Origin of the sequence: Cyanobium sp. Cruz-8D1 (assembly GCF_024345975.1) — a bacterium.
GTDB lineage: Bacteria > Cyanobacteriota > Cyanobacteriia > PCC-6307 > Cyanobiaceae > Cyanobium.
Genome location: NZ_JAGQCD010000003.1, coordinates 152,472 through 177,392, shown reverse-complemented (window position 1 = coordinate 177,392; position 24,921 = coordinate 152,472). Strand labels below are relative to the sequence as shown.

The window sequence follows — 24,921 nt, the reverse complement described above, 5'->3', positions numbered from 1 at the left end:
GGCCTGGGGCCGGGGTCCGCTGGGACCGCTGGATCAGCGGCCTTCGAACACGACGAAGCAGGCACCCTGACTCTGGGTGTAGGCGTCGTAGCCCACGAGGCGCACGTGGTGGTCTGGATAGGCCCGGTGGCAGGACTCCAGTTCGTTCACGATCACGCCGAGATCCTTCTCACCGAAGAAAGGCAGCTTCCAGAACGACCAGTAGGTGGCCATGGAGCGGCTGGGGTGAACGTGCTCAACCAGGGGGCTCCAGCCCTGGGCAATGATATAGGCGATCTGGTCATAGATCTCGTCCTGGGTCATCGGCGGGAGGAAGCCGAAGGTCTCCAGGGTGGCGACTGTTTGATAGTCACCCACGGTGCTCTTGAAGGGCATGGGGATCCTTGTGGGGAATGGGATGGGAAGCCCAGCTCCGCTGACCTCCGGTGGTTGCACCTTCGATCAGCGGTGGCAAGGCAGGGGGCCGTGTGTCGGCTCAGCCGACGTCGAGCTTGTCGACGGTGTCGAACTCGAACTTGATCTCCTTCCAGGTCTCGAGGGCGATGGCCAGCTCGGGGCTGTGCTTGGCGGCTTCCAGGAGGATGTCGCGGCCTTCCTTCTCGATCTCACGACCGGCGTTGCGGGCCTTGACGCAGGCTTCCAGGGCCACCCGGTTGGCGGCGGCGCCGGCGGCCGAGCCCCAGGGGTGACCGTGGGTGCCACCACCGAACTGGAGAACGGAGTCGTCACCGAAGATGGCGACCAGGGCGGGCATGTGCCACACGTGGATGCCGCCGGAGGCCACGGCGAAGACGCCGGGCATCGAACCCCAGTCCTGATCGAAGAAGTTGCCGCGGGTGCGGTCTTCGGGGATGAAGGATTCGCGCAGCTGGTCGATGAAGCCCAGGGTGGTCTGGCGGTCACCCTCAAGCTTGCCCACCACGGTGCCGGTGTGCAGTTGGTCGCCACCGGAGAGGCGCAGGCACTTGGCCAGCACCCGGAAGTGGATGCCGTGCTTGGGATGGCGGTCGATCACCGCGTGCATGGCCCGGTGAATGTGCAGCAGCATGCCGTTCTTGCGGCACCACTTCGACAGACCGGTGTTGGCCGTGAAGCCACCGGTGATGTAGTCGTGCATGATGATCGGCTGGCCGAGTTCCTTGGCGAACTCAGCCCGCTCGTACATCTCCTCAGGGGTGGCGGCGGTGCAGTTGAGGTAGTGCCCCTTCTTCTCGCCGGTTTCTTCCTGGGCGAGCTGGACGGCTTCGGCCACGAATTCGAAACGGTTCTGCCAGCGCTGGAAGGGCTGGGAGTTGATGTTCTCGTCGTCCTTGGTGAAGTCGAGGCCTCCGCGGAGGCATTCGTAGACCACCCGGCCGTAGTTCTTGCCGGAAAGGCCGAGCTTCGGCTTGATGGTGCAACCCAGCAGGGGACGGCCGTACTTGTTCATCCGGTCGCGCTCGACGCAGATGCCGTTCGGCGGGCCGGGGCAGGTCTTGATGAAGGCCATCGGGAAGCGGATGTCTTCCAGACGCAGGTGACGCAGGGCTTTGAAGCCGAACACGTTGCCCACCAGGGAGGTGAGCACGTTGGTCACCGAGCCTTCTTCGAACAGGTCGAGGGGGTAGGCGATGAAGGCATAGAACGACTCCTTGTCACCAGGGACGTCTTCGATGCGATAGCAGCGGCCCTTGTAGAAGTCGAGATCGGTGAGGAGCTCGGACCACACAGTGGACCAGGTGCCGGTGGAGGATTCGGCGGCCACGGCGGCAGCCACTTCTTCCTTGGGCACACCTTCCTGGCCGGTGCACTTGAAGCAGGCCAGCAGGTCGGTGTCGAGGGGGACGTAATCGGGAGTCCAGTAAGTGTCGCGGTACTCCTTGACCCCGGCGTCGTACTTCTTGCTCATGGGATTGTTCGGATGGGTTCGGATGAAAAATCAGAGGGTCGCCTTGACCGCTCAGTCCTTCGATCCCAGGCCGAAGCTGCTGTTCAGCGCCGGCTCCACTTCACGGTGGGGACGGGCGATGATGTGGGCGGCCACCAGGCCGTCACCAACGCGCTCGCAGGCGTCGGCTCCGGCGCGGACGGCGGCGTTGACGGCACCGGTTTCACCCCGCACCAGGACGGTCACGTAGCCGCCTCCGACGAATTCGCGACCGATGAGGCGCACTTCGGCGGCTTTGGTCATGGCGTCAGCCGCTTCGATGGCGGGGACCAGACCGCGTGTCTCGATCATGCCGAGGGCGATGCCCATGGTTTCGTTTGCCATTACCTGCTCCTGGAGGAGGGGGGTGGAATGTTCGTGTGCAACCTTGCTCCTCCGTCAAACCCTCCGTCAAGCGATTGGGAGCCCGGCGGCCATCATGGTTTCGCGATCGGCTGATAAGGGCAGCTGATCAGTGCAACACAAAAAGCAAGCTTTGCTTGATCGCTGCCCCCACCACGGCCGAGCTGGGGTTTCCCTGCGGCTCAGAGGGGCTCGGCGCTCGAGACGAAGCCCACCCCGCCGTAGCGCTTCAGCAGGGGCCGCAGGGCCTTGCCCATGGCCACCAGCAGGGCGTCCTCCACGAACACGATCACGTGGGCATTGGCCCCCAGCCCGCTGAAATCCATCCCTTCAGAGATCTCCCCGGACGGCCCCATGCCGGTCACATGCCGCATCACCGAGTAGCCCTTGGCCCCGGCCGCGGTGATGGCCTTGCAGACCCGGTTCAACTCCCGTTCGCTGAGAAACAGATCGATTCGCTTCATGGTGATGGGGCGAAGGTTCGGCGAGGCAATGGCATGGAGCCCGGGCTCAGCCGACGGGGATGAAGTGTCGGGTCAGCGCCATGTAGAGGGGAATCCCGACCACCACATTGAAGGGGAAGGTGAGCCCCAGGGCCGTGGAGATGTACAGGCTCGGATTGGCCTGGGGGACGGTCATGCGCATCGCCGCCGGCACGGCGATGTAGGAGGCGCTGGCGCAGAGCACCATGAACAGCAGGGTGTTGCCCTGGCTCAGGCCCAGCAGGACACTCACCAGCAGCCCCACCAGGGCATGCACGGGGGGGGCCAGCAGGGAGAAGCCGATCAGAAACGCCCCCGTCTGGCGCAGGTCCCGCAGCCGCTGCGCCGCCACGATGCCCATGTCGAGCAGGAAGAAACAGAGGGCGCCATAAAAGAGTTTTTCGGTGAAGGGATCCATCTTCTCCAACCCCGCCGGGCTGTAGGCGGCCACCACATAGCCGATCACCAGGCTGCCGATCAGCAGATAGACGGAGCCGTTGAGAAAGGCCTCCTGGAGAATTTCCCGCCAGCGCAGACTGCCCCCGCCATCCTCTGCCTCCCCAGCCGTCTCCGCCTCCTCCGCGGGGGCCGAGAGTCTGGCCAGGATCACTCCCACCACGATCGCCGGCGACTCCATCAGGGCCAGGGCCGCCACCATGAAGCCGTCGAAGTTCACCTCCAGAACATTGAGGAAGCTCTCGGCGGTGATGAAGGTGACGGCACTGATCGAGCCGTAGGAGGCGGCGATGGCGGCGGCGTTGTAACCATCGAGGCGTAGTCGCAGGAACAGGAAGCTGGTCAGTGGCACCAGCAGCGACATCAGCACCGCCGCCCCGATCGTCAGCAGCACCTGGGGGCCGAGGCCGCTGTGGGCCAGCTCCATGCCCCCCTTGAAGCCGATCGCCAGCAGCAGGTAGAGGGAGAACAGCTTGGGCAGTGGGGAGGGGATCTCCAGGTCGGAGCCCACCAACACACCGAGGATGCCCAAGAAGAAGAACAGCACCGGCGCGGAGAGCAGGTTCTGTAGGACCAGGCTCGACTGCATTGCCCTACGGGGCCCAAAGGGTGGAGGAAACCTAGGGGCGGAAGCGGCTGCAGGCCGTCATCGGTCGCGCAACGTTGCCCCCCGTGTCGTCCGATCGGTGGTGAAGTCCCTAGCGTCCGCCCGGGACAGGAACCCTGGAGTTTTCCGTGGGTGGACTGTTCAAACCGTCCTGTCCCAGCCCTTCAGCGCCCGGCCTACCGCTCTGCACCACAATGGGGCCCCCCGTGGGCCCGGTTTGTTCCTCTCCCCTTCCCACCCGGTGCTGGTCATCGCCAGCGGCAACCCCCACAAGGTGGCCGAAATCACGGCCATGCTCGACGAGGTGGGTCTGGAGGTCAGGCAGCAACCGAAGGAGCTGGAGATCGAGGAGACCGGCCATACCTATGCGGAAAATGCCCGTCTGAAGGCCTCCACCGTGGCCGCCCTCACCGGCTGCTGGTCGCTGGGCGACGATTCGGGCCTGGAGGTGGATGCCCTCGATGGCCGCCCCGGCCTGTACTCGGCCCGCTATGCACCCACCGACCACGAGAAGATCCACCGGCTGCTGCAGGAGCTGGGCGACTCCCTCTACCGCGGCGGCACCTTCGTGAGTGCCATGGCCCTGGCCGACCCGTCCGGTGCGGTGGTGCTGGAGTCGGAGGGGCTCTGCCGCGGGCTGATCCTGCGCCAGCCTGCGGGCCATGGCGGCGGCTATGACCCGCTGTTCCACGTGCGCGAAGCCGGTTGCAGCTATGCCGAGATGGGCGAGCACCTCAAGAGCCGGCTGGGCAGCCGTGGCAAGGCGGCCCGGGCGATGGCCCCGGGTCTGAAACGTCTGCTGGGCCTGGGCTGAGCGTTCAGGCGCCAGCGCCGGCGTTGATCTGGGCCACGGCGCGCATGGCGGCGGCGGCGGCCTCCTCCACATCGCCCTCCTTGCCCGCCAGGGTGAGGCGGCCGAAGGCACCGACGGCCTTGACGTCGACCACGGTGATGTTGGAGCCCTTCTCCGCCTCATTGGCGGCGATCAACACGTAACCGGCCGGCTCGGTCTCAAGGATGAACATGCTCATGCCGGCCTGGATCATCGAGCCGCGGCGGTTCTGGCGGTTGATCAGCACGGCATGGTCGGGGGTGATCGCCCGGATGATCTCGGTCCAGGTCACCTCACAGCGGCTGCGCAGCTCCACCCGGCTGCCGATGGCCTCCAGGACCACGTCACCGGAGTGGAGCACGTTGCTCTGATCGCGGTGGTAGAGGGCCAGGGAGCCGAAGGCCCGCTCCACCACCATCTGGCCGAGCCGCACCGTGCTGGCCTTGAGGGCGATGTCGGTGACCCGGTGCACCGCCATGCCGGGGGACACCTCCAGCCAGAGGCAGGCATCGCCAGGAATCGGCAGGAAGCCATGGGACACCGTGCCCATGTACGACGCCAGCTGGGGCTGGAGGGAATCCAGGAAGACGTAGGTGCGCAGCTCGATCGACTGCACGTGGCTGGACTGACGCGCCAGGCGCCTGCCTTCGCTGTCGGTGGTGATCACGCAGCTGGCCCCGGAGGCCTTGCCGCTCACATCGGTGCCGGTGATGCGCAGATTCGCGGCCCGTCGTCTGGCGTCCGACCGGTCGTCGCGAAGGAAGGAACGGGCAGCCTGCGGATCCATCACGGCGCCAGGCGCCAACTCCCGAGAGGACGGTCGTGTCGATCGCCGGGTGGTTGAAACGCCGGGATCCCTGGCCGCCCCTTAGGGCAATCCAGACCTGGAGGGTACTCCCGAGGGTGGCGTTGCCAGGGGCTATCCCGGCCCAGCGGCTGCTCGTGGACAGGGAATCAGCGGCGCAGACCCGCTTGCGGCCTTCCCCTTTGGCGGCATGGAGCGCCTGGTCGGCGAGCTCCATCAGCTGGGAGAAATCGGAAGGGAGCTGGGCCGGTTTGGTGCTCACCCCCAGGCGGACCGTGAGGTGCCCCTCGGGGGCTTCACAAGCGAGGTCGAGTGGGTGCATCGAGAGACGGATCCGTTCCGCCACCATCAGGGCCGTGGCCTGGTCGGCCTCCGGCAGCAGCACCAGGAACTCCTCGCTGCCGAGCCGGAAAGTCTGGTCCTGCTCCCGCACCGATTCCCTCAGGGCCTTGGCTACCTGCTTGAGAACCCGGTCGCCGGCGTCGTGGCCGAAGCTGTCGTTGACCTGCTTGAAATGGTCGAGATCCAGCTCGATCAGGGAGTGGCTGGGTGGCAGCTTCGCTCCATCGAGGGCTCGGCGGTTGGCCAGGCCCGTGAGCGGATCGCAGAGCGCCGCCGTGTTGAGGGCGGCCACCGCGTGGGCATGGCGCTGATCCTCCAGCAGATGGTCCAGCCACGGGCGCATCGCCGCGTCGATGTGGCCGTGCTGCGGGGCGATAGAGAACAGGGTGTGGCTGAGGGTGTCCTACGAAACCATGGCCCCAGGAAAGTGGAGGTACGGGGTCAGCTGGAATTCCAGCCGCCGACCCCCCAGCAGGGGCAGGCATCAATCGTGCTGCTCCACCAGGTCGGTGGAGAAACGATGGCCGTAATGACGGATCAGGGCATTGGCGCGCCACTCCGTCACCACCTGAATCTCAGGGTGTGTCAGGACTTCGCCCAGCCTGGGCAGGGCGGCGCAGATGTCGGGGTCGGAGTGGTGACAGACGAGCCAGCGGATCGCACCGAGATCGGTGCTGGTTCGCAGCTTGGCCAGGGTGCCTTCGCTCGTGAGTGGCGAGCCAGGATCGATCAGCACCCCCCTCCGAACCGTTGGCGAGGAACTAGGTGGGGCACTGGACATGATCCTTATCCAGCCGCACACCTACCCACCACACACCGGGTGTGATCTCTATCGGTTTCTCCTGCGTTGAGGTCGCATCGTATCGGCCCTGGGAGGCGGAATGTTCGCAGGGCCGATGGAGAGAACGGTCCATGATGTGAACGGGGGAGGCACTGAGTGGAGGCCCTCGGCAGTGCACGCGATCGGTGGGTCGATCAGACCTGAATTCATTGTGCTGCAGAGGGGCTTCGGGGCCCAGGGACCCTTGCGGGACCGAAGCCAGCCGATACCTTCCAGGACAACCTTCACAGGCGCAACCATGACCACCCGGCGCAGCGCTTCCGCACCTTCTTCCAGCAACGAATCCCCGGCCGCCGGGGTGGCGGGGGAGACCCATCCGCTGCGACCCTCCCTGGACCAGGACACCGTGTCCGAATGGATCACCCGGGCGCTGGATGAGGGGGTGCGGCCGGAGCAGGCCCTCGCCTTCATCGGCCTGGGCCTGATGCGGCGCATGGGCAGCGTCGCTGGCGACGGCTTCGCTGACTGGAAGGAGACCGGCGAAGCGGACCACCCGGTCGATCTGGGGGGCCTGCGCCAGCGGCTTGAGATCACCGACCTGGCCATTCGCACCGGCGCCCCCCTGAGCACCGCCGAGGTGGCCCAGCTGATGGGCGCCCGGCCGGGGGCGCCGCTGGTGGAGCGGGGCGGACTCACGGCCCGTCGCCTGGGGCGCAACGTGTGGAAGCTCAGCCGCAGTGCCGATGGCGATCGCGACGATCGCAGCGCCAGCTTCAGCGAAGGGTTCCGCCGCCGCCTCTGAGCGCTGGAATCCGGACACGATCCCGAAAAGATGTAACGCAGTCGGGCAGCGACCCCGTCGGCCCCGCTAACCCATGGAAGCTCGATACCTGGCGATCCCCTCCATGGGTGTGTCCGCTCCACCGATCCAGCCTTCTCCCCCGGACATTCTCAAGGAAAGCGGCCAGCGGGAAGTCTTCTGCGGCCTCACCTCCATCGTCTGGCTGCACCGCCGCATGCCCGACGCCTTCTTCCTGGTGGTGGGCTCGCGCACCTGCGCCCACCTGATCCAGTCGGCGGCCGGGGTGATGATCTTCGCCGAGCCCCGTTTCGGCACGGCGATCCTGGGCGAACGGGACCTGGCGGGCCTGGCCGATGCCAACGAGGAACTGGACCGTCTGGTGAAGGATCTTCTGGAGCGCCGGCCCGAGATCCGCACCCTGTTCCTGGTGGGGTCCTGCCCCAGCGAGGTGATCAAGCTCGACCTGGCCAAGGCGGCCGAACGGCTCAGCACCCAGCTCCTCGGACGGGTGCGGGTGCTGAACTACTCGGGTAGCGGCATCGAGACCACCTTCACCCAGGGGGAGGACAATGCCCTGGTGGCCATGCTCCCCCTGCTGCCCAGCTCCGACGAGGAGCAGCTGCTGATCGTGGGCACCCTGGCCGATGCGGTGGAGGATCGCTTCCGGCTGATCTTCGAGCGGCTGGGCCTCACCACGGTCCGCAGCCTGCCGCCGCGCCGCTCCACCGACCTGCCGCCTGTGGGCAAGGGGACACGGGTGCTGCTCGCCCAGCCCTTCCTGAGTGCCACCGCCCGGGCCCTGCAGCACCGGGGCGCCACCCTGCTGAGCGCCCCCTATCCCTTCGGCGTGGAGGGCAGCCGCGACTGGATGGCCGCCGCCGCCACCGCCTTCGGCGTGCCCGCCGACCACTTCGCCGCGGTGCTCGATCCGCTCGTGGAGCGGGGCCGCCTGGCCCTGGCGCCCCATCGGGAGGTGCTCGCCGGCAAGCGGCTGTTCCTGCTGCCCGATTCCCAGATGGAGATCCCCCTGGCCCGCTTTCTGTCCCGCGAGTGCGGCATGGAGCTGGTGGAGGTGGGCACCCCCTACCTCGATCGCCAGCTGATGGCGGCCGATCTGGCCTTGCTTCCCCCCGCCACCCAGCTCAGCGAGGGCCAGGACGTCGACCTGCAGCTGGAGCGGGTGCGGGCCGCCCGCCCCGACCTGGTGCTCTGCGGCCTGGGGCTGGCCAATCCCCTCGAGGCCGAGGGCATCGCCACCAAGTGGTCGATCGAACTGGTGTTCAGCCCCATCCACGGCTGCGACCAGGCCGGTGAACTGGCCGAACTCTTTGCCCGCCCCCTGCGGCGCCGGGCCCTGCTCCAGCTCTCCTGAGACCCCCATGGAACTGACCCTCTGGACCTACGAAGGCCCCCCCCACGTGGGAGCCATGCGCGTCGCCACCTCGATGGAGGGGGTGCATTACGTGCTCCATGCCCCCCAGGGCGACACCTACGCCGATCTTTTGTTCACGATGATCGAACGGCGGGGCCTGCGTCCTCCGGTCACCTACACCACGTTCCAGGCCAGGGATCTGGGCGGTGACACCGCCGAGCTGGTGCAGCGCTCGATCCGCCAGGCCGTCGAGCGCTTCCAGCCTGAGGCGCTGCTGGTGGGGGAAAGCTGCACGGCCGAGCTGATCCAGGATCAACCCGGCGCCCTGGCCGGGGGCATGAATCTGGGGGTGCCTCTGGTCAACCTGGAACTGCCCGCCTACTCCAAGAAGGAGAACTGGGGAGCGGCCGAGACCCTCTACCAACTGGTCCGCACCCTGCTCAAGGACCAGCTGCCGCCGCCGGGCACCCCCAAGCCCTCCCCGTCCCGTTGGCGAGAGGAAGGCCGCCGGCCCCGGGTCAACCTGCTGGGTCCCAGCCTGCTGGGCTTCCGCTGCCGCGACGACGTGCTGGAGATCACCCGGCTGCTGGCCGAGCACGGCATCGATGCGGCGGTGGTGGCACCGCTGGGAGCCCGGCCCGCTGATCTGATGCGCCTCCCCACGGCCGACGCCAACGTCTGCCTCTACCCCGAGGTGGCAGGCCCGGTGTGCAGCTGGCTGGAGCGCAGCTTCGGCACCCCGGTGGTCCGCACGGTGCCGATCGGCATCGGCGCCACGGCCACCTTCCTGCGGGAGCTCCATGGCGTGCTCGACCTGGCGCTTCCCGCTGATCTGCAGACGGTCGAGGGGCAACCGAGCGAGGCCGAGCGCCGCTCCCGGCTGCCCTGGTATTCCAAGTCGGTGGATTCCACCTACCTGACCGGCAAGCGGGTGTTCATCTTCGCTGATGCCACCCACGCCATCGCCGCCGCCCGGATCGCCTCAAAGGAACTGGGCTTCCAGGTGGTGGGTCTGGGCAGCTACAGCCGGGAGCAGGCCAGGGAGGTGCGGGCTGCCGCCGCCGAGCTGGGCCTGGAGGCCCTGATCACCGACGACTACCTCGTGGTGGAGAAGGCCATGGGCGAGGCGGCGGCGGAGCTGGTGCTCGGCACCCAGATGGAACGGCACAGCGCCAAGCGGCTGGAGCTGCCCTGTGCCGTGATCAGCGCCCCCCTGCATGTGCAGGATGTGCCGGCCCGGTACTCCCCCCAGATGGGCTGGGAGGGGGCCAATGTGATCTTCGATTCCTGGGTGCACCCTCTGATGATGGGCCTGGAGGAGCACCTGATCGGCATGTTCCGCCACGACTTCGAGTTCGTCGACGGCCACCGCAGCCACCTGGGCGACGGCGCACCGGCGGCGGCGGCGACGGGTGAGCCCGAGGCTGTCCCGGCCACCGCGGCCGCTCAGGCCACCTCCCCGGCCCCCGGCACCATCACGGCCGCTGACGCCGTGCGGGAGGCGCTCGAGAGCCTCTGGACAGCGGATGGGGAAGCCGAACTTGCCAAGATTCCCTTCTTCGTGCGGGGCAAGGTGCGTAAGAACACCGAAGCCTTCGCCCGCGAACGGGGCCTGGCACGCATTGATGCCGAAGCCCTCTACGACGCCAAGGCCCACTTCAGCCGTTGAGGCCCAAGCCGGCCATGTTTCGGTTTGCGTGATCCCCCGACAGCCGGGATCCGATCTGAGCAGGCTGTTCCCTTACGAGTGATCCGCCGGTGCGCCGGCTTCCCCTTGTTCTTCCTATGACCACCACACTCACGTCTCCCTCGAGCACCCGCACCAACCCCCGCGAAGACGGCGAGGGCAGCCTGCAGGTGCATCAGGACACGTCGATGCACATCGAAGAGGGGGCGCTGGTGATCGCCGTCTATGGCAAGGGCGGGATCGGCAAATCCACCACCTCCTCCAATCTCTCCGCTGCCTTCTCCAAGCTGGGCAAACGGGTGTTGCAGATCGGTTGTGACCCCAAGCACGATTCCACCTTCACCCTCACCAAGAAAATGGTGCCGACGGTGATCGACATCCTCGAGACCGTCGATTTCCACACCGAGGAGCTGCGCCCCGAGGACTTCGTCTTCGAGGGCTACAACGGCGTGATGTGCGTCGAGTCCGGCGGCCCTCCAGCCGGCACCGGCTGCGGTGGCTACGTCACCGGTCAGACGGTCAAGCTGCTCAAGGAGCATCACCTGCTGGAAGACACCGATGTGGTGATCTTCGATGTGCTCGGTGACGTGGTCTGCGGTGGCTTTGCGGCGCCACTCCAGCATGCGCACTACTGCCTGATCGTGACCGCCAACGATTTCGATTCGATTTTCGCCATGAATCGGATCATGCAGGCCATCAATGCCAAGGCCAAGAATTACAAGGTGCGCCTCGGCGGGGTGATTGCCAACCGCTCCGAGCAAACCGACGAGATCGACAAGTTCAACGAGCGCACCGGGCTCCGTACGATGGCCCACTTCAAGACCGTTGATGCGATTCGCAAATCACGGCTCAAGAAGTGCACCATCTTCGAGATGGAGAGCACACCGGAAGTGGAGGCCGTGCAGCAGGAATACCTGAGCCTGGCCCGCAAGATGCTCACCGACGTGGAGCCTCTAGAGGCCGTATCCCTCAAGGATCGGGAGATCTTCGACCTGCTCGGCTTCGACTGACCCCCGCTGGGGGGTCAGATCTCCGCGGCGGCCCGTTCCACCAGCCGGCGGGCCACCGCCTGCACGCCCGTGTGCTGGTAGGTATCGGTGAAGGCATCGAGGAAGGTGGCCATCTGCTGGAAGCCCCCCTGCCAGGGGCCCAGGGTGGTCTCCAGGGCCTGCACGGCCTTCTGGCCGGTGAGACCCAGCTGGCTGCTGAACCCGCCGGCCCAGCCCAGCCACTGGTCCACGCCCCGGCGCAGGAAGGTCAGGTGGGCCCCGTCGCCCCGTCCCGGCAGCAACTTGGCCATCCCGGCGTAGGCGGGAAGCTGGTGCAGGTCCCGCTTGTTGACGCCCCCCAGCAGGCTGTCCAGTCGCTGCAGGGCCTGGTCGCCCAGCGGCAGCAGGGCATCGAAGCAGATCAGGGCGGCCATCCTCACCCGGGCTTCGCCGGCGTACTCGCCCAGGGCGGCGGCGAAGTCGCCGAAGCTGTCACCGGGCAGGCCGTTCACCTGGGTGAAGGCCAGCATCTCGGCGGCCACCTTCAAGCTGAGATCCGCCGCCTGCAGGGTCTCGCTGGTGGGGGTGAGATCGGCGACACGCTTCACCAGCGGCAGGGCGCCACCGATGTTGGCCAGCAGCCGCAGCCCACCGGCAGCCTTCTGCGACCGGTTGACGGCGTCGTACAGGCTCAGGGCACGGCCATAGCCTTCGTGTCGGGCCCGGCTCAAGGCGTCGGCCCGCTCGCGCACCTGGCGGATCAACTCCGGATCGCTGCTGCCCAGCACGTCGCTGATCAGATCGTCGGCGCTGGTGATGTTGTGCCAGCCGCCGGGCACCAGCGTGCTGAGGCCCTTGATGGCGAGCACCGTCAGGTTGCGGCGGGGCAGGCGATCAAGGCGCTCGAGAACGGAGCTCATGACGCGGGCTCCATGGCCGCCCGTCGCTCAAGGCTCTGGCGTCCGGCGCTGTCTGGGCCGCTGGGCAGGCTCGCCCGGGGGGCGCTGGCCGACTTCAGAGCCGCCAGGCCCCGGAGGTTGAACCGGCCGATCAGGATCTGGCGCTGCTCGGCCTCCAGCCCATCGCCCTGGCCGATCACCTTGATCTGGAAGCGGTCGGCCACCAGCAGGGCGGTGGCCTGGGGACCCTGCTCCACCAGCGGCCAGCCCTGCAGCCGGCTCTGGCTGGTCTCGAACTTGCGGCGTGCCTCCGGTGCGGTGCTGACATCGGAGATGGCCAGCAGGGCCTTCACCTGGCCGCCATGCTTGAGCCTGGCCTCACTGAAGCCACGCTTCTCCTGGGTGAACACGAGCTGGTCGCCGTCGTCCGGCTCGGGAAACAGACGATTGAACGCCGTGCCGTTCACCACCTGGTTCAGCGGCACGTCCCCCACTGTTCCGCCGGGCAACCAGGAGCGGAACGGCAGGAGCAGGAACGCACCGATCGACAGGCTGACGACCAGAAGCAGTCCCACTCCCCAGCGCAGCGTGCGGGCCATCGACTCCGAGGTGGTGTTGGATGACATCTAGCGGCTCCAGCTCGGCCTGCGTCTGAATCGGCAGATTCCGACGCAATGTCTCCGTCCCGGCGGTCGCCTCAGGCGAGGCCCACGAGCTGCAGGGAAAGGTCCCACAAGCGCTGCGCGGTGACCGGGTTGCTCGCCTTTTCCGAGAGCTCCTGGCTGAACTGCTTGCCCCCCTTCGTCTGGCGATTCCCCCAGCTCCAGTGCACGCCGGAGCTGGCGAAGTCCGGATCCGCCGCCACCTGCGCCACCCGCTCCCCCGCCAGGGCCTGACTCACGTAGCCGCCGGTGATGTTCTTCTGGAACCAGGGAAAGATGGTCTGGAAGGCCCGCGGGGTGTGCCGGAACAGGGGGGTGTCAGCCACGCAACCTGGGTACAGGGAGGTGAACACGATCCCGGTGCTCCCATGCAGGCGCCGGTGCAGTTCCTGGGTGGTGATCATGTTGCAGAGCTTGCTGTCCTTGTAGGCCTTGCCGGGCTTGAAGCTCTTGCCGTTGGCCATGGCGATCGGGGCCTTGAAGCCGGCGGCGAAGCCGGAGAGATCGCCCAGGTCGGCGGGCGCGGGGATGGGGATCTTGCCCCCCAGCTCCTTGGAGTTGGCGGTGACGGTGCCCAGGATCACCAGCCGGCGCGAGGGGTGGCTGGAGCGCTTGAGGTCGTCGAGCAGCAGGTGGATCAGCAGGAAATGGCCGAAGTGATTGGTGGCCATCGAGATCTCGTAGCCCTGGGGAGAGCGTTCCGGATGCTTCAGCCGCGGCAGGTAGACCGCCGCGTTGCAGACCAGGGCATCAAGGGGGCGGCCGGTGGCATGGAAGGCGTCGACGAGGGCGCGCACACCATCGAGGTCGGCCAGATCCACCTTCAGGTGGGTCACCGCGTCATCGGCAATGGCCAGGGCGGCCTGGGCCCGGCGGGCCTTGTCGGTGTCCCTGCAGGCCATCACCACGTGCCAGCCGCGATCCACCAGGGCCTTGGCGGCGAACAGACCGACTCCGGAGGAGGCGCCGGTGATCAGGGCCGTTCCAGGCACGCCGCGGCTGGCGGGAGAGAGGGCGGTGTCACCGGAAGGGGTCACCATGGCGGGGGTTGGTCCGGGGGCGAAGGGGGCCCCAACCTACGGACGGGCGCCCTGGTTTCCGGGACCGGATGCGGGGGAGTCAACAGTTGGAAACGGACGCTTCGACTGCCAGATCACCCGCAGGCGGTTCGGGGCGATCCACTGGCTCTGCTCCCGGATCAGACGCTGCTCGCCCTCCACCATGAACAGGTCATCGAAACGTTCCCTGGCCTTGACCAGCTTGGCGTTCTCGATCTCCAGAACGGCCGAGATCTCCCCCTGGCTCTCCATGCGCTGCTGGTAGGCGCCGGCAAGTTGGAACAGGCTCACGCCGGTGAGGCCGATGAGCCCCAGCTTCACGGCCAGCCCGATCAGGCTGCAGACCAGCTCCTGCCGCTCGGCGGACAGGGAGAGCAGCTGGCTTTCCATGCCACACCCCCCAGCTTCGGCGGGGGAACGGGGGGACTCCATGGAGAGCCCAGCCCCATCGAGGTGGCCCGTGGGAGCGGATGCCGGATGCCAGGACGGTGGGCCGACCGGTCGATCCGGGGCTGCCTGCAGGGTCGAGGAGCGCCGCGAACGGCCGGTGGAGCGGCTTGCAGCGGAAGACTGGCGCCGGGGAGGCTGGGACTGGGTCTGGCGCACCTGAGGAAAGGCTGCGAGCCCTTTGCTTGTAGCAGCCTCTCCGCCCCTTGCCAAGGGCGCAGCCCATGCAGCTTCAGGCTTTGTAGAGGCTGAAGCAGAGACGCACGGCCAGCACGCCGGCATGGGCCGCCACGACGAGGGCAATCAGCACTTCGGCCTGGTTGATCGGGGTGACCATATCCGTGACGGTGGATGGAGTTTGACCGACCCATTCTTCGGCCATCGCGAGCTACGGTCCAGCCTGCGGCCCTGCCCTGTCACAGCTCTTGATGGCGCTCCCACCCTGCTCCGAGCCCCTGAAGGTGTCCGCCGACCAGGTGCGCGGGCTCGATCTCTCCCCCCTGGCGGGCCTGGCATCGCTGGCACCGGCCGAGCTGCTCACCGCCGCCAGCGGACTGCAGATCGACTTCGACTGGCCCCGGGACGCAGAAGACCCACGCGAACTCTCGGAGATCGCCGAACTGCGGCTGTGGAGTCTGCGGGCCGATGCGCTCCATCCCTGGCTGCCCCTGGTCCTGGAGCGCAGCGGCGGTCAGCTCACCCGCCATGTGGCGATGCTGCTGCCCCATGGTTTCAGCCCCACCGAGGGGATCCGCTTCGCCCCCGAGAGCCTGGATCTCTGGATCACCCAGCGCCTGTTCCTCCTCGACGACTGGGCGGCCGCCGGAGGTATCGAGTGCCGCGCCAACCTGGGCCAGATGGCCGCCGTCCTGGGCTACGAGCTCGACCCCGGTTTCTGGAGCGTGATCCCCTGAGCTTCGAACCACAGGCCCACGGCGCGGCGGCCGCTTTCCAGCGCCAGCACCAGGGTGATGGCCCGCAGCATCCACACCAGCCGTTCCTCCGGGACCCGCTCGAGCCGGCTGGCGGACCACTGGGCCGCCACGGCCGCGGTACCTCCCAGCACCAGAGCCACCAGCGGATTCGCCCGTCCATCGGCCAGGAAGGCCAGCGAGGCGCTGCAGGAGGAGGCCAGGACCGCCAGCGTGCTGTAACGAATCGCCCCGTGGACGGGTATCCCCAGCCCCCCCACCAGCACCGGCACCATCACCAGGCCGCCACCCACCCCCAGCAGGCCGGCCGCCACCCCCGCCAGGGCCCCCACCAGGGCGAGGGCGAGGGGATGGGGCTCCCGTTCGTGCGCCGGGGCCTGCTGGCTGCGCGGCCGGACCAGCCCCGTGAGCAGGGCATAGAGCAGCGCCTGCAGGCCGAGCAGCTGCCAGCCGGCCAGGCCCAGGCCCAGGCGGCTGAACAGCCCGGCGCTGAGGGCGGCCCCGCCGGCGATCGCCACGCCTCCCGGCCAGGTGAGCCTGCCGCTGCGGACATGGGCGATCGTGCCCCCGAGCGTGGTGGGCACGATCGCCAGGGTGCTGGTGGCCAGGGCCTGGTGGGGCGTCAGGCCCAGCAGCAACAGCAGCGGGGAGAAGATCAGCCCACCGCCGATGCCCAGCAACCCGGAGAGCAGGCCGGCCACCAGTCCCAGGGGCAGCAGGGGCAGCAGACTCCAGATCAGGGTCGTTGCCATGGGCCGGGCGAACAGGAGCCATGAGAACGCAGGCCGCCCCATCCGTCCAGCCGGCGGCGCCGGTTCGCTGGATCGCACCCTGCCAGCTCGATGGGGCCTGGCAGATGGCCATCGATGCCTGGTTGCTGGAGGGCCCAGCGGCCGCCAAGCCCGCGTCCGAGGTGGTTCCTGCGCCGGCCTTCCGTCTCTACCGCTGGTCGCGGCCCACCCTTTCCCTGGGCTGGCACCAGCGGCGCCTCGAGCCCCACTGGTGTGATCTGGCCCGGCAGGGGCGCCTTGATCTGGTGCGACGGCCCAGTGGCGGCCGGGCCGTCCTCCATGGTGGCGATCTCACCTATGCCCTGGTGTGGCCCCGGCCGCAGGGAACACGCTCTGCGGTCTACGGCCGGGCCCTCGTCTGGCTCGTTGAAGCGTTCGCGGCCCTGGGCCAGCCGCTGCTGTGCGGCAGCCAGGCGGCCAGCCTGCAACGCAGCAGCTGCTTCGCCACCAGCACCGTCGCCGACCTGGTGCAGGCCAACGGCGCCAAGCGGGTGGGCAGTGCCCAGCTTTGGCGTGGCGGCCATCTGCTGCAGCACGGATCGATCCAGCTGGACCCCTGCCCCAGCCTCTGGCGGGAGGTGTTCAGCGGCGATCCCCCGGAGCTTGATCCCCTGCCACTGGCCGGGCAGGACCTGGAGCAGCACCTGTACCGCTCGGCGGCGCGCTGGCTGCCCCTGCTGGCTGGGGGGCTTGCAGAGGGCCTGGCTGAGGGGGGCCATGGCGGCGGCGATCACGACACTTGCCTGCCACGGGTCCGGCCCCTCAGCCCCGCGGAGCTGGCCGTGATCGCCCGAGGCCTGGGCTGTTATCGGGCGACCTTGTCGGTGAGCAGGGACACCTCCCCCGAGCTGACCATGCCGCGGGCCACCTGACCCAGGGCCATGCCGAGGGGATAGCCGTTCTCACGCCTGGCGGCGGAGAGCAGATTGGCGGGGAGCCGCAGACCCAGCTTCTTCAGCACCGCATCTCCCAGTTCGGGCCGCTCCACGGTTCCGCAGGGCAGTCCGGCCGGACTCAGTACCAGCAGCCGCTGGTGGCCACCGTCTTCGAGCTGGAGGGCGGCCTGCCAAAGCGCGGCCGATTCGGGGATGGAGGGCAGGCTGGAGAGGGGCTGCAGATGGTCGCGTACCCGTTCCCTGTCCCAGCACTGCACGGGCAGGGCCTGGAGGGGAGCGTCGTCGATGACACCCTGCCAGCGGCCCCGGTCGCAGACGAGCAGCCAGTCCGCTGGGCCATGGGCGTCCTTGTCGGAGGGGGCAGCGCCTTCCCCGGCCTCGGCGATCGGCGGGGCGGTGCCGAGGCGCATCCGGCTCAGCTCCCGCAGGCTGGTGTCGGCCTCCAGCACCCGGAAGCGGCGCTGGGCCACATCCTTGACCTTGAGATCCTTGAGGGCCTGCTGGACGACCAGCATCTGCTTCTGGTTGCGGGCCGCCCCCAGGCCGAACCAACCCAGCAGAATCAGCCAGGCTCCGCCGATGCCGCCACCCCGCAGCAGCAGCACCGTGCCCATCCCCACGGCGAACAGGGACAGGAAGCGGCCGCAGGTGTTGGCCACCTCGACGCCCCGCCTTTGGCTGCCGGAGAATTCCCAGACCAGGGCCTTGACGATCAGGCCTCCATCCAGGGGCAGCCCGGGCAGCAGGTTGAACAGCCCCAGGATCAGGTTGAGGGCGCCGAGCCGTTCCACCACCTGCCCCAGGACGGGGGTGAGGTGACTGGCGGCATGGGTGGAGGCCAGCAGGCCGATGCCCAGCACCAGGCTCACCGCCGGTCCTGCCGCCGCCACCATCAGGGCACCGCGGGCGGTGGAGCATTCCCGCTCCACGCTGGCCACCCCCCCCAGCAGGAAGAGGGTGATGGATTTCACCTTCACCCCCTGCTGCAGGGCCACCAGGGAATGGCCCAGCTCGTGCAGCAGCACGGAAACGAACAGGGCCAAAGAGGTGACCAGGGCCACGGCCCAGAGCGCCGCCGGGGCGAGCTGGCCGCGGAGGCTGAGGGCGTACTGCTGCTGGAAGCCCAGGGTGGCCAGCAGCAGGATCACGAACCAGCTCGGGTGGATGCGCAGGGGAATGCCGCGGATCGTCAGCAGTTGCCAGCCTTCACCCACGGGCACCGTCCGGGCAGAGATCCGGCCAGAGCCGGTGTTTTCGACCCCATCCTAGAAAGGCACCCCGGCCAACCTTGTTCTGGTTTCCTCCCCGCTGCTGAAGATCTGTGGGCTCAGGCAGCCGGCCCAGGCCATCGCCATCGCCGCCCTGGGGGTCGATGCGATCGGCGTCATCGCCGTGCCCAGCTCACCCCGCTTTGTGCCAGTGGCGCAACGGCCCGATCTGTTCGCGGCCATGGCCGCCGGCGGTGATTGCTTCGGCGTGCTCGTGGTGGCCGATCCCAGCGACGACCGGCTGGAGGAGCTCGGCGTGGGCCGGGGCCATGCGGTGCTCCAGCTGCATGGGGATGAAAGCGTGGAGCGCTGCGGTGAGCTGGCCCAGCGGCTGGGTGTCCGGATATGGAAGGCCCTGCGGGTGCGCTCCCCCGAGGATCTGGAGACGGCGGCCGCCTATGCCGAGGTGGTCGAGGCCCTGTTGTTGGACGCCTGGCAGCCCGGCCAGCTGGGGGGCACCGGGCAGCGGATCCCCACCGCCTGGCTGGAGGATTTCCGCCCGACCTTCCCCTGGTGGCTGGCCGGTGGCGTCGGCCCCGAGACGGTGACCGAGCTGCTGGCCCGGCTCCGCCCCGATGGTCTTGATGCCTCCAGCTCCTTGGAGGATCGCCCCGGCGTCAAGAACCTGGCGCGGGTCGCGGCCCTGGTGGCGGCGGTGCGTGGTTCCGCCACCGGTTGATTGGCTTTTGGCACTGCCGGGTCCAGGATCGGTGCAGTCCGATCTCTGAGTCCCCTTTGTCCTTCCTTCGTCGCGCCCTCCGCCTTCGTGCCGCCCTGCCCCTGGGCCTGCTGCTGCTGATGGGGCCAGGGGCCGGCCTCAAAGCCCAGGATCTGGTGGGTTGTCAGCTGGTGCAGGGGACGCTGCAGTGTGTGCCGGGGATCACGGCCGATCCCCAGCAGCAGATCCAGTTGCTGCGCCAGGAAATCGCCGGGGATCAGCAGATCGAGGGGGCGGTGCAGCAGCGGATAGCCGGGCTCAACCAGCTGCTGTTGCAGGGGGAAGCCCGGCAGGGAGCCCTGCTGCAAGCCACGGCCACGGCTGACGTGCTGGCCTCCCTGCCCCCCAGCGCCTTTCACTGGTATCGCCTGGCCCCTGGCCGGAGCCACTGGCAGCTGATCCAGGGGGCCAGCGGCCCCACCTATGCCCTGACGCCGGCCGACGTGGCCTACCAGGTGATGGTGGTGGTAGCTGTGCCCACCTCAAGCGGCAGCCAGCGCAGCGTGTCCCAGGTGGTGGGGCCGGTCATGGCCGGACCCGGATCCTGAGCGTCACGCAGCGGCTCAGTTACCGAGCAGCGACTCCTGCTGACGCACGAGCTCAAAGAACTCCTGCTTGAGGCTGGGGTCGTGGCGGAAATCACCGCGCACGACAGAGTTGACCATGCTGGTCTGGGGTTCCTTCACGCCGCGCCACTTCATACAGTAGTGCTGGGCTTTGACAAGGATCGCCAGGCCGAGGGGCTCACACAGTCGTTCGATCTCGTCAGCGAGGATGATCACGGCCTCTTCCTGGATGTGGGGCCGTGAGAAGACCCAGTCGGCGACCCGGGAGAACTTCGACAGACCGATCACCCGTTCGCCCGGTTTGATCCCGATCCAGCAGTTGCCCAGGATCGGCACGAGGTGGTGGGAACAGGCGGAGCGGATCGAGATGGGACCAACGGTATAGATCTCATCGAGCTGCTTCACGTTGGGGAAGCTGGCGATCTTGGGTTGCTCGTGGTAGCGCCCCTTGAACACCTCGTGCAGGTACATCTTGGCCACCCGTTCGGCCGTCTCCTCGGTGTTGTGGTCGTTCTCGATATCGATCACCAGGCTGCGCAGCAACTCGCGCACCTTGCCGGCCACTTCGATCTCCAGCTGGTCGAGCTCGCCTTCGCGCAGATGCTCGGAAATGTTGTCGTTGGCCAGGAACGGCACCCCTTGCTTCTGCAGTCGCTCGCGGATCCGCAGGCTGACGGGAATGGGGGTGGTGACGGGAGCGACCTGACGGGCGCTGAGGCCGCTGGGGAGGGTGGATGTCATAAGGGGGGTTAGAAGGCTCCGGCGGCAGGCATCAGGGTGAGGTCCTCAACCGTCTGGCAATGGGGTTGCCGCGCTAGGTAGAGCAGGGATTCAGCCACCTGCTCAGGTGAAAGCATGGCACGTCGGTCGAAGGAACTGTGGACGGTTTCACTGTCCCAAAGAGGTGTATTCACCGCCCCCAGGGTGAGGGTGCTCACCTTAATGCCGGCGGAGCGTTCCTCTGCCTCAAGGCAACGGCTGAACGATGCCAGGGCGGCCTTGCTGACGCTATAAGCCCCCCAGTCCGGGAAGGCATTCCTGGCGGCATGGCTGCTGACGTTGATGATCCTGCCGCCACCGGCCTGGCGCAGGCCGGGCAGCACCGCCAGGCAGACCTGGAAGACGCTGGTCAGGTTGAGCTGCAGCAACCATTGCCAGCGCTCGAGGGGCATGGCCGCCAGGGGGCCGGTCCAGGCGGCACCGGCGTTGTTGATCACCACCGAAGGGACCAGCCCCCGCCCGAGCAGCTCGGCCATCGTGCCAGGGATGGCCTCCGCCTCGGCCAGGTCGAGGGCCTGGGTTTCGATGTGACGGCCCAGCCCCCGCAGCTCCTCGGCCAGGCCATCAAGGTCGGCAGTGCTGCGGGCCACCAGCAGGAGGTCGTAACCCTCGGCGGCGAAGCGGCGGGCGGCGGCGGCGCCGATGCCGCGGGAGGCACCGGTGATCAGGGCGGTGGGCAACGGGCGCAGTGGCAGGAGGTCAACCCTACGGCGCGTGGGCGGGATCCGTCGCCGCCCCCTCCAGAACCTGGCCCATGCGCCGAAACTTGGCGTAGCGGGCCTCCACCAGGGCGGATTCGCTGCAGGTCTTCAGCGCATCGAGCTGGTCCAGCAGGGCCGTGCGGAGTGTCTCGGCGGCCTGCATGGGCGCCCAGTGGTTGCCGCCGGAGGGTTCCTTCAGCAGGACATCCACCAGCCCCAGCTGCAGAAGATCAGCCGCGGTGATGCGCAGGGCCTCGGCGGCGGCGGGGGCCTTGGCCGCATCGCGCCAGAGGATCGAGGCACAGGCCTCGGGGCTGGCCACCGTGTAGACGCTGTGCTCGAACATCAGCAGCCGGTCGGCCACGCCGATGCCGAGCGCGCCGCCGGAGCCCCCCTCACCGATCACCACGGCGATGATGGGCACCCGCAGGCGGAACATCTCGCGCAGGTTCACCGCGATCGCCTCGCCCTGGCCCTCCTCCTCTGCTTTGACCCCTGCATAGGCGCCGGGTGTGTCGATGAAGCTGAGGATCGGCAGGCGGAAGCGGTCGGCGTGGTCCATCAGCCGCATCGCCTTGCGGTAGCCGCCGGGCGAGGCCATGCCGAAGTTACGCGCCACGTTCTCCTTCATGTCCCGGCCCTTCTGGTGGCCGAGCAGCACCACCGCCTGGTCGCCGATGCGACCCACGCCGCCCACCAGGGCGCGGTCGTCGTTGCCGCGGCGGTCGCCGTGCAGCTCGAGCCACTCGTCGGTGATCACCTGGATGTAGTCGAGGGTGCTGGGCCGCTGGGGGTGGCGGGCCACCTGGATCTTCTGGGCCGGGCTGAGGGAGCTGAAGATCTCCTCGCGGCGCCGGGTGGCGAGGGTTTCCAGCTGCAGCAGCTGCTGGCTCACATCGACTTCGGAATCGCGGGCCAGCTGGCGGATCTGCTCGATCTGCTCCTCCAGCTCCACCAGTGGTTTTTCGAAGTCCAGCAGGACGCGGCGGGCCATGGTCGGGAAGGCAGGGATCAGGTGGAAGAGAGGCTGGGGACCGGTGCCGGATGTTCCAGGCCAAGGGCTTGGAACCCGTGGCGAAGCGAGGCGGCACCAATCAGATCCATCTTCTCGAGGGTGATGTTGTTGCGGCCCCAGCTGAAATTGGTGCGCAGGCCTTCGAACTCCAGCAGCATCGCTTCGGCGAAGCAGGCGAACATCTGACGCTGGGGATTGGCCATCTCCGCCGCCTCCATCATCTGCCAGCCGATGTCGGAGCCGAATTCGACGATGCCGCCCTTGAGCACGTGGATGCCTTCGCCGGCGGCCTTGGTGTCCAGATTCTTGGGGTAGCCGCCATCGATCATCAGGCAGGGGCGGCGCAGCCGGCCCGGATCGATGCTGCTGGCCTGGGCCAGGCTGGCGACCCAGACCACCACGTCCGCCTCGGCCATGGCGTCCTCCAGCGAAAGGATGCGGCCACCGCCCAGTTCCTGCTGCAGATCGGCCAGCGGCTGGGGACGGCGGGCCACCAGCAGTAGTTCCTCGACGCCGGTGCGCTGGGAGAGCCAACGGCAGACGGCACTGCCGATGTCGCCGGTGGCGCCCACCACGGCCACTTTGGCCCGACGCAGGTCAAGGCCCAGCTGTGGAGCGTTGGCTTCCACCTGGCGGCAGATCACCCAGGCGGTGTGGGTGTTGCCGGTGGTGAAGCGCTGCCAGTCGAGGGTGGTGGCGCGAACCTGCTGTTCCCTCAGCAGCTTGAAATCCTCGAAAATGATCGAGGTGAAGCCACCCAGGGCGGTGATGTCGATGCCGTTCTTCTGGGCCAGCTCCATGGCATTGAGCACCTTGCGCTTGGCCGTCTTGAAGCGGCTCAACATCTCCGGCACGAACACCGAGTCGATGTAGGCCCCTTCGATGCACTGGCCCGTGGGGCTGGTGACGCTGATCCTCTCCACCAACTGGGGCGGGGCGCTGCACCACATGTCCAGATCCCCGTCGGCGTACTCCTCGAAACCGAGGCTTCGCGCCAGATTGCGCGCCGACTCGAAGCTGGTGGAATGACCAATCAGGCCGAACATGCAGGAAGGAGAACGCGGCGGCAGGGCAGGGCCGGATGTCGCCGACGCTACATCCTCCCCCGGCGAGCTTGCGTGGTCAGCTCAGCCCAGCAGCGCTGCAGCGGCCATGCGGGCAATCTCCCGAGGGGTGAAGCCGATGTCGGTGAGGGCGTCCTGGTAGGCGATCAGGAAATCCTCGATCAGGTCTTCCTTTTCCATGTGAAGCACTGCGGCATCAGCGGCGACCCGATCCAGCATGCGGCGCACGTGGGGGAGGTTGTCGCGGTTGGCCTGCTCGAGCTCGGCGCGGGACTCTTCAAGGTGGGCCTTGAGCCACTCCTGGCCGTAGTTGAGGTGGGTGTACTCGTCCTTGACGACTCCTTCGGTGATCTTGCGGGCGAAAGGATCGGCCACAGGGATATAGATGTGATAAGCCGAGATGGCGAAGGCTTCAATCAGCAGGGCCTGGATCAGCAGGCAGGTGACCACCTTCCCGTCCTTGAGGGCCGCCTGGAAGTTGTTGCGCAGGGGGGAGAAGAACTCCTGGGCGAAGGGCATGTCGGCGGTGACGCCGAGGTTGTTGGCGCAGGCGGTGAAACCCTTCATGTGCTTCAGCTCCATGCGCGCCAGGCGGCCCAACTCCTCGGCCTGGTCAGGAAGCAGCGTCCCCAGGGACATGTAGTTGTCGTGGGCTTCCTGCTCGCCTTCGATCACAATCGCGTTGATGCGGCTGTAGGCGTCCTTGTAGGCGGCGGTGGTGAAGTCGGGAAGTTCGCTCCCCTCAAGCGGGCCCAGGGCGGAATCGACGGACGTGGTGGTTTCCAGGGTGGGCATGGGGACCGCAGACTCAGTCAACCCTGCAACTTTAGTCATGGCCTGCTGGAAGTCGGTGGCCAATCGCTACGCACCAGAGCGTCTAGGCGCCGCTCCCAGCTGTCCACCAGGCGCAGGAAGAGTTTGCGGCCGAGGTCCTCGCTGGCGCCAGCGGGATCACCGATGACCCCACTGACGCTCAGTTCCTCCGTGCGCCAGGAGCAGGGGCAGGCCCCTTCCAGGCTCCAGCCGCTGGGGGGCGCCGGGTTGGGGGCAAGCCCGTCGGCGGCAGGCAGGGCTCCGGCGGTGGTCGGTTCGAGAAACAGCATCAGGCTGGTTTCCGCCAGGCCGGCATGGAGCCCGGTGTTGCGTTCGGGTTCGGGAATCAGTTCCGCCAGTCCATCGGCACCGCGCCAGAGGAAGCAGGGCAGGACCGCCAGGCCGGGTTCCAGCACCCGCAACTCCCGCGCCGCCGCCTCCAGCAGGCCGATCTGGCCGCCATGGGCGTTGAACAGCACCAGCCGCTGGAAGCCCGCTGCCGCGATCCCCCTGCCCACGGAGCGCACCAGCTCGATCATCAGATCGGCGGGAAGGCTGAGGGTTCCTGGGAAGCCCAGGTGCTCCGGGGAGAAGCCGATGCTCTGCAGCGGCAGCCGCCAGATCGGCAGGTCAGGGTCGAGCCGCTCCAGCACGGCCTCGGCCACCCGCTCGGCAAACAGGGCATCGGTGCCCAGGGGCAGCAGGGGGCCGTGTTGCTCGATGGCGCCGAAGGGCCAGACCACCGTGCTTCCCGGGCGGGCGGCCTGTTCCTGCACCGCTGTCCAACTGAGGCTGGCGAGGCGACGCTCGCTGCAGGGGGGCATCGGCGGGGGGAGGACGGGCCTCAACGGGTGATTCGTACAGTGTGGAGCCCCGTGCTTCGCTGA

29 protein-coding genes and 1 pseudogene are annotated in these 24,921 nt (G+C 67.9%); 9 read left to right on the top strand and 21 right to left on the bottom strand.

From position 1 onward, the window contains the following. Positions 1–33: 33 nt before the first annotated feature. The 5 genes from KBZ33_RS03640 to KBZ33_RS03620 form a co-directional block, all read right to left on the bottom strand. Complete coding sequence (locus KBZ33_RS03640; protein WP_094586905.1) at positions 34–375, bottom strand: ribulose bisphosphate carboxylase small subunit; 342 nt, start codon at positions 373–375, stop codon at positions 34–36. Positions 376–475: 100 nt separating this feature from the next. After that, the gene (locus tag KBZ33_RS03635; RefSeq protein WP_254950289.1) at positions 476–1,888 is read right to left on the bottom strand and encodes a form I ribulose bisphosphate carboxylase large subunit; all 1,413 of its coding nucleotides are present in this window, start codon (positions 1,886–1,888) and stop codon (positions 476–478) included. A gap of 51 nt (positions 1,889–1,939) precedes the next feature. Next, positions 1,940–2,251, bottom strand: a complete 312-nt coding sequence (locus KBZ33_RS03630; protein WP_015107695.1) for a BMC domain-containing protein — start codon at positions 2,249–2,251, stop codon at positions 1,940–1,942. Positions 2,252–2,451: 200 nt separating this feature from the next. Then, on the bottom strand, positions 2,452–2,733 hold the full coding sequence (locus tag KBZ33_RS03625; protein WP_254950291.1) for a P-II family nitrogen regulator: 282 nt from the start codon (positions 2,731–2,733) through the stop codon (positions 2,452–2,454). A gap of 46 nt (positions 2,734–2,779) precedes the next feature. Next, complete coding sequence (locus KBZ33_RS03620; RefSeq protein ID WP_254950293.1) at positions 2,780–3,796, bottom strand: sodium-dependent bicarbonate transport family permease; 1,017 nt, start codon at positions 3,794–3,796, stop codon at positions 2,780–2,782. Between the two features lie 235 nt (positions 3,797–4,031). On the opposite strand from KBZ33_RS03620, the gene KBZ33_RS03615 reads away from it, so the two are divergent. Next, a complete protein-coding gene (locus tag KBZ33_RS03615) occupies positions 4,032–4,628 on the top strand; it encodes a non-canonical purine NTP pyrophosphatase (protein WP_254950295.1) in 597 nt (198 codons plus the stop codon). 4 nt (positions 4,629–4,632) lie between these two features. On the opposite strand, the gene KBZ33_RS03610 is transcribed toward KBZ33_RS03615, so the two are convergent. The 3 genes and pseudogenes from KBZ33_RS03610 to KBZ33_RS03605 all read right to left on the bottom strand — a co-directional run bounded on the left by KBZ33_RS03610 (position 4,633) and on the right by KBZ33_RS03605 (position 6,529). Next, entirely contained in the window at positions 4,633–5,433 is an 801-nt protein-coding gene (locus KBZ33_RS03610; protein ID WP_254950296.1) for a BMC domain-containing protein, read from the bottom strand. Between the two features lie 181 nt (positions 5,434–5,614). Continuing rightward, positions 5,615–6,136, bottom strand: a pseudogene (locus tag KBZ33_RS21780) (GGDEF domain-containing protein); the annotation flags it as partial. 141 nt (positions 6,137–6,277) lie between these two features. Further along, the gene (locus KBZ33_RS03605; protein WP_254950298.1) at positions 6,278–6,529 is read right to left on the bottom strand and encodes a hypothetical protein; all 252 of its coding nucleotides are present in this window, start codon (positions 6,527–6,529) and stop codon (positions 6,278–6,280) included. A gap of 343 nt (positions 6,530–6,872) precedes the next feature. Between KBZ33_RS03605 and KBZ33_RS03600 the strand changes: the two genes are divergently transcribed. From KBZ33_RS03600 to bchL, 4 genes are all read left to right on the top strand, one after another. Continuing rightward, complete coding sequence (locus KBZ33_RS03600) at positions 6,873–7,376, top strand: hypothetical protein (RefSeq protein WP_254950300.1); 504 nt, start codon at positions 6,873–6,875, stop codon at positions 7,374–7,376. A gap of 103 nt (positions 7,377–7,479) precedes the next feature. Then, positions 7,480–8,748, top strand: a complete 1,269-nt coding sequence (locus KBZ33_RS03595; protein WP_254950620.1) for a ferredoxin:protochlorophyllide reductase (ATP-dependent) subunit N — start codon at positions 7,480–7,482, stop codon at positions 8,746–8,748. Positions 8,749–8,755: 7 nt separating this feature from the next. After that, positions 8,756–10,417 (top strand): ferredoxin:protochlorophyllide reductase (ATP-dependent) subunit B, encoded by a 1,662-nt coding sequence (locus tag KBZ33_RS03590; protein ID WP_254950302.1) that lies wholly within the window; start codon positions 8,756–8,758, stop codon positions 10,415–10,417. Between the two features lie 116 nt (positions 10,418–10,533). Beyond that, complete coding sequence (bchL, locus tag KBZ33_RS03585; protein WP_254950304.1) at positions 10,534–11,445, top strand: ferredoxin:protochlorophyllide reductase (ATP-dependent) iron-sulfur ATP-binding protein; 912 nt, start codon at positions 10,534–10,536, stop codon at positions 11,443–11,445. A gap of 14 nt (positions 11,446–11,459) precedes the next feature. Here bchL and KBZ33_RS03580 read toward each other — a convergent pair whose 3' ends face one another. From KBZ33_RS03580 to psaM, 5 genes are all read right to left on the bottom strand, one after another. Then, positions 11,460–12,344, bottom strand: coding sequence for a hypothetical protein (locus tag KBZ33_RS03580; protein ID WP_254950306.1), 885 nt, complete (start codon positions 12,342–12,344; stop codon positions 11,460–11,462). Next, positions 12,341–12,949, bottom strand: a complete 609-nt coding sequence (locus KBZ33_RS03575) for a hypothetical protein (RefSeq protein WP_255011521.1) — start codon at positions 12,947–12,949, stop codon at positions 12,341–12,343. Before KBZ33_RS03575 ends, KBZ33_RS03580 begins: the two co-directional genes overlap by 4 nt. Before the next feature lie 71 nt (positions 12,950–13,020). Continuing rightward, positions 13,021–14,025, bottom strand: coding sequence for a protochlorophyllide reductase (locus KBZ33_RS03570; RefSeq protein ID WP_254950310.1), 1,005 nt, complete (start codon positions 14,023–14,025; stop codon positions 13,021–13,023). A gap of 36 nt (positions 14,026–14,061) precedes the next feature. After that, positions 14,062–14,475 (bottom strand): hypothetical protein, encoded by a 414-nt coding sequence (locus tag KBZ33_RS03565; RefSeq protein WP_254950312.1) that lies wholly within the window; start codon positions 14,473–14,475, stop codon positions 14,062–14,064. A gap of 247 nt (positions 14,476–14,722) precedes the next feature. Then, positions 14,723–14,827, bottom strand: coding sequence for a photosystem I reaction center subunit XII (psaM, locus tag KBZ33_RS03560; protein WP_035828799.1), 105 nt, complete (start codon positions 14,825–14,827; stop codon positions 14,723–14,725). A gap of 91 nt (positions 14,828–14,918) precedes the next feature. On the opposite strand from psaM, the gene KBZ33_RS03555 reads away from it, so the two are divergent. Further along, positions 14,919–15,404: a CRR6 family NdhI maturation factor gene (locus KBZ33_RS03555; protein WP_254950314.1), complete on the top strand. Its 486-nt coding sequence runs from the start codon at positions 14,919–14,921 to the stop codon at positions 15,402–15,404. Here KBZ33_RS03555 and KBZ33_RS03550 read toward each other — a convergent pair. After that, entirely contained in the window at positions 15,365–16,174 is an 810-nt protein-coding gene (locus tag KBZ33_RS03550) for a sulfite exporter TauE/SafE family protein (RefSeq protein ID WP_254950316.1), read from the bottom strand. The genes KBZ33_RS03555 and KBZ33_RS03550 overlap by 40 nt on opposite strands. A 20-nt stretch (positions 16,175–16,194) precedes the next feature. On the opposite strand from KBZ33_RS03550, the gene KBZ33_RS03545 reads away from it, so the two are divergent. Continuing rightward, positions 16,195–17,085, top strand: a complete 891-nt coding sequence (locus tag KBZ33_RS03545; RefSeq protein WP_254950318.1) for a lipoyl protein ligase domain-containing protein — start codon at positions 16,195–16,197, stop codon at positions 17,083–17,085. Here KBZ33_RS03545 and KBZ33_RS03540 read toward each other — a convergent pair. Continuing rightward, positions 17,019–18,323 (bottom strand): site-2 protease family protein, encoded by a 1,305-nt coding sequence (locus KBZ33_RS03540; protein ID WP_254950320.1) that lies wholly within the window; start codon positions 18,321–18,323, stop codon positions 17,019–17,021. The two genes, KBZ33_RS03545 and KBZ33_RS03540, sit on opposite strands and share 67 nt — an antisense overlap. A gap of 79 nt (positions 18,324–18,402) precedes the next feature. Between KBZ33_RS03540 and KBZ33_RS03535 the strand changes: the two genes are divergently transcribed. Then, positions 18,403–19,056, top strand: a complete 654-nt coding sequence (locus KBZ33_RS03535) for a phosphoribosylanthranilate isomerase (protein WP_254950621.1) — start codon at positions 18,403–18,405, stop codon at positions 19,054–19,056. A gap of 56 nt (positions 19,057–19,112) precedes the next feature. Next, positions 19,113–19,643 carry a hypothetical protein gene (locus tag KBZ33_RS03530; RefSeq protein WP_254950322.1) on the top strand — a complete coding sequence of 177 codons (531 nt, stop codon included), beginning with the start codon at positions 19,113–19,115 and terminating at the stop codon, positions 19,641–19,643. Positions 19,644–19,658: 15 nt separating this feature from the next. Here the strand turns inward: KBZ33_RS03530 and folE are convergent, their stop codons facing one another. From folE to KBZ33_RS03500, 6 genes are all read right to left on the bottom strand, one after another. Then, positions 19,659–20,402, bottom strand: coding sequence for a GTP cyclohydrolase I (gene folE / locus KBZ33_RS03525; RefSeq protein WP_254950324.1), 744 nt, complete (start codon positions 20,400–20,402; stop codon positions 19,659–19,661). A gap of 8 nt (positions 20,403–20,410) precedes the next feature. Then, positions 20,411–21,121, bottom strand: coding sequence for an SDR family oxidoreductase (locus tag KBZ33_RS03520; RefSeq protein WP_254950325.1), 711 nt, complete (start codon positions 21,119–21,121; stop codon positions 20,411–20,413). 25 nt (positions 21,122–21,146) lie between these two features. After that, complete coding sequence (locus KBZ33_RS03515; RefSeq protein WP_254950328.1) at positions 21,147–22,136, bottom strand: acetyl-CoA carboxylase carboxyltransferase subunit alpha; 990 nt, start codon at positions 22,134–22,136, stop codon at positions 21,147–21,149. A 17-nt stretch (positions 22,137–22,153) separates the two neighbouring features. Next, entirely contained in the window at positions 22,154–23,203 is a 1,050-nt protein-coding gene (locus KBZ33_RS03510; RefSeq protein ID WP_254950330.1) for a long-chain acyl-[acyl-carrier-protein] reductase, read from the bottom strand. A gap of 81 nt (positions 23,204–23,284) precedes the next feature. Further along, the gene (locus KBZ33_RS03505) at positions 23,285–24,016 is read right to left on the bottom strand and encodes an aldehyde oxygenase (deformylating) (protein WP_254950332.1); all 732 of its coding nucleotides are present in this window, start codon (positions 24,014–24,016) and stop codon (positions 23,285–23,287) included. Between the two features lie 35 nt (positions 24,017–24,051). Then, positions 24,052–24,858 carry a creatininase family protein gene (locus tag KBZ33_RS03500; protein WP_254950334.1) on the bottom strand — a complete coding sequence of 269 codons (807 nt, stop codon included), beginning with the start codon at positions 24,856–24,858 and terminating at the stop codon, positions 24,052–24,054. Positions 24,859–24,921: the final 63 nt, after the last annotated feature.

What these genes read in the sequence shown, in the direction of transcription:
- KBZ33_RS03640 (WP_094586905.1), bottom strand. Translation starts at nt 375, where the DNA reads ATGCCCTTCAAGAGCACCGTGGGTGACTATCAAACAGTCGCCACCCTG.
- KBZ33_RS03635 (WP_254950289.1), bottom strand. Translation starts at nt 1,888, where the DNA reads ATGAGCAAGAAGTACGACGCCGGGGTCAAGGAGTACCGCGACACTTAC.
- KBZ33_RS03630 (WP_015107695.1), bottom strand. Translation starts at nt 2,251, where the DNA reads ATGGCAAACGAAACCATGGGCATCGCCCTCGGCATGATCGAGACACGC.
- KBZ33_RS03625 (WP_254950291.1), bottom strand. Translation starts at nt 2,733, where the DNA reads ATGAAGCGAATCGATCTGTTTCTCAGCGAACGGGAGTTGAACCGGGTC.
- KBZ33_RS03620 (WP_254950293.1), bottom strand. Translation starts at nt 3,796, where the DNA reads ATGCAGTCGAGCCTGGTCCTACAGAACCTGCTCTCCGCGCCGGTGCTG.
- KBZ33_RS03610 (WP_254950296.1), bottom strand. Translation starts at nt 5,433, where the DNA reads ATGGATCCGCAGGCTGCCCGTTCCTTCCTTCGCGACGACCGGTCGGAC.
- KBZ33_RS03600 (WP_254950300.1), top strand. Translation starts at nt 6,873, where the DNA reads ATGACCACCCGGCGCAGCGCTTCCGCACCTTCTTCCAGCAACGAATCC.
- KBZ33_RS03595 (WP_254950620.1), top strand. Translation starts at nt 7,480, where the DNA reads ATGGGTGTGTCCGCTCCACCGATCCAGCCTTCTCCCCCGGACATTCTC.
- KBZ33_RS03590 (WP_254950302.1), top strand. Translation starts at nt 8,756, where the DNA reads ATGGAACTGACCCTCTGGACCTACGAAGGCCCCCCCCACGTGGGAGCC.
- bchL (WP_254950304.1), top strand. Translation starts at nt 10,534, where the DNA reads ATGACCACCACACTCACGTCTCCCTCGAGCACCCGCACCAACCCCCGC.
- KBZ33_RS03580 (WP_254950306.1), bottom strand. Translation starts at nt 12,344, where the DNA reads ATGAGCTCCGTTCTCGAGCGCCTTGATCGCCTGCCCCGCCGCAACCTG.
- KBZ33_RS03575 (WP_255011521.1), bottom strand. Translation starts at nt 12,949, where the DNA reads ATGTCATCCAACACCACCTCGGAGTCGATGGCCCGCACGCTGCGCTGG.
- KBZ33_RS03570 (WP_254950310.1), bottom strand. Translation starts at nt 14,025, where the DNA reads ATGGTGACCCCTTCCGGTGACACCGCCCTCTCTCCCGCCAGCCGCGGC.
- KBZ33_RS03565 (WP_254950312.1), bottom strand. Translation starts at nt 14,475, where the DNA reads ATGGAGTCCCCCCGTTCCCCCGCCGAAGCTGGGGGGTGTGGCATGGAA.
- psaM (WP_035828799.1), bottom strand. Translation starts at nt 14,827, where the DNA reads ATGGTCACCCCGATCAACCAGGCCGAAGTGCTGATTGCCCTCGTCGTG.
- KBZ33_RS03555 (WP_254950314.1), top strand. Translation starts at nt 14,919, where the DNA reads ATGGCGCTCCCACCCTGCTCCGAGCCCCTGAAGGTGTCCGCCGACCAG.
- KBZ33_RS03550 (WP_254950316.1), bottom strand. Translation starts at nt 16,174, where the DNA reads ATGGCAACGACCCTGATCTGGAGTCTGCTGCCCCTGCTGCCCCTGGGA.
- KBZ33_RS03545 (WP_254950318.1), top strand. Translation starts at nt 16,195, where the DNA reads ATGAGAACGCAGGCCGCCCCATCCGTCCAGCCGGCGGCGCCGGTTCGC.
- folE (WP_254950324.1), bottom strand. Translation starts at nt 20,402, where the DNA reads ATGACATCCACCCTCCCCAGCGGCCTCAGCGCCCGTCAGGTCGCTCCC.
- KBZ33_RS03515 (WP_254950328.1), bottom strand. Translation starts at nt 22,136, where the DNA reads ATGGCCCGCCGCGTCCTGCTGGACTTCGAAAAACCACTGGTGGAGCTG.
- KBZ33_RS03510 (WP_254950330.1), bottom strand. Translation starts at nt 23,203, where the DNA reads ATGTTCGGCCTGATTGGTCATTCCACCAGCTTCGAGTCGGCGCGCAAT.
- KBZ33_RS03505 (WP_254950332.1), bottom strand. Translation starts at nt 24,016, where the DNA reads ATGCCCACCCTGGAAACCACCACGTCCGTCGATTCCGCCCTGGGCCCG.
- KBZ33_RS03500 (WP_254950334.1), bottom strand. Translation starts at nt 24,858, where the DNA reads ATGCCCCCCTGCAGCGAGCGTCGCCTCGCCAGCCTCAGTTGGACAGCG.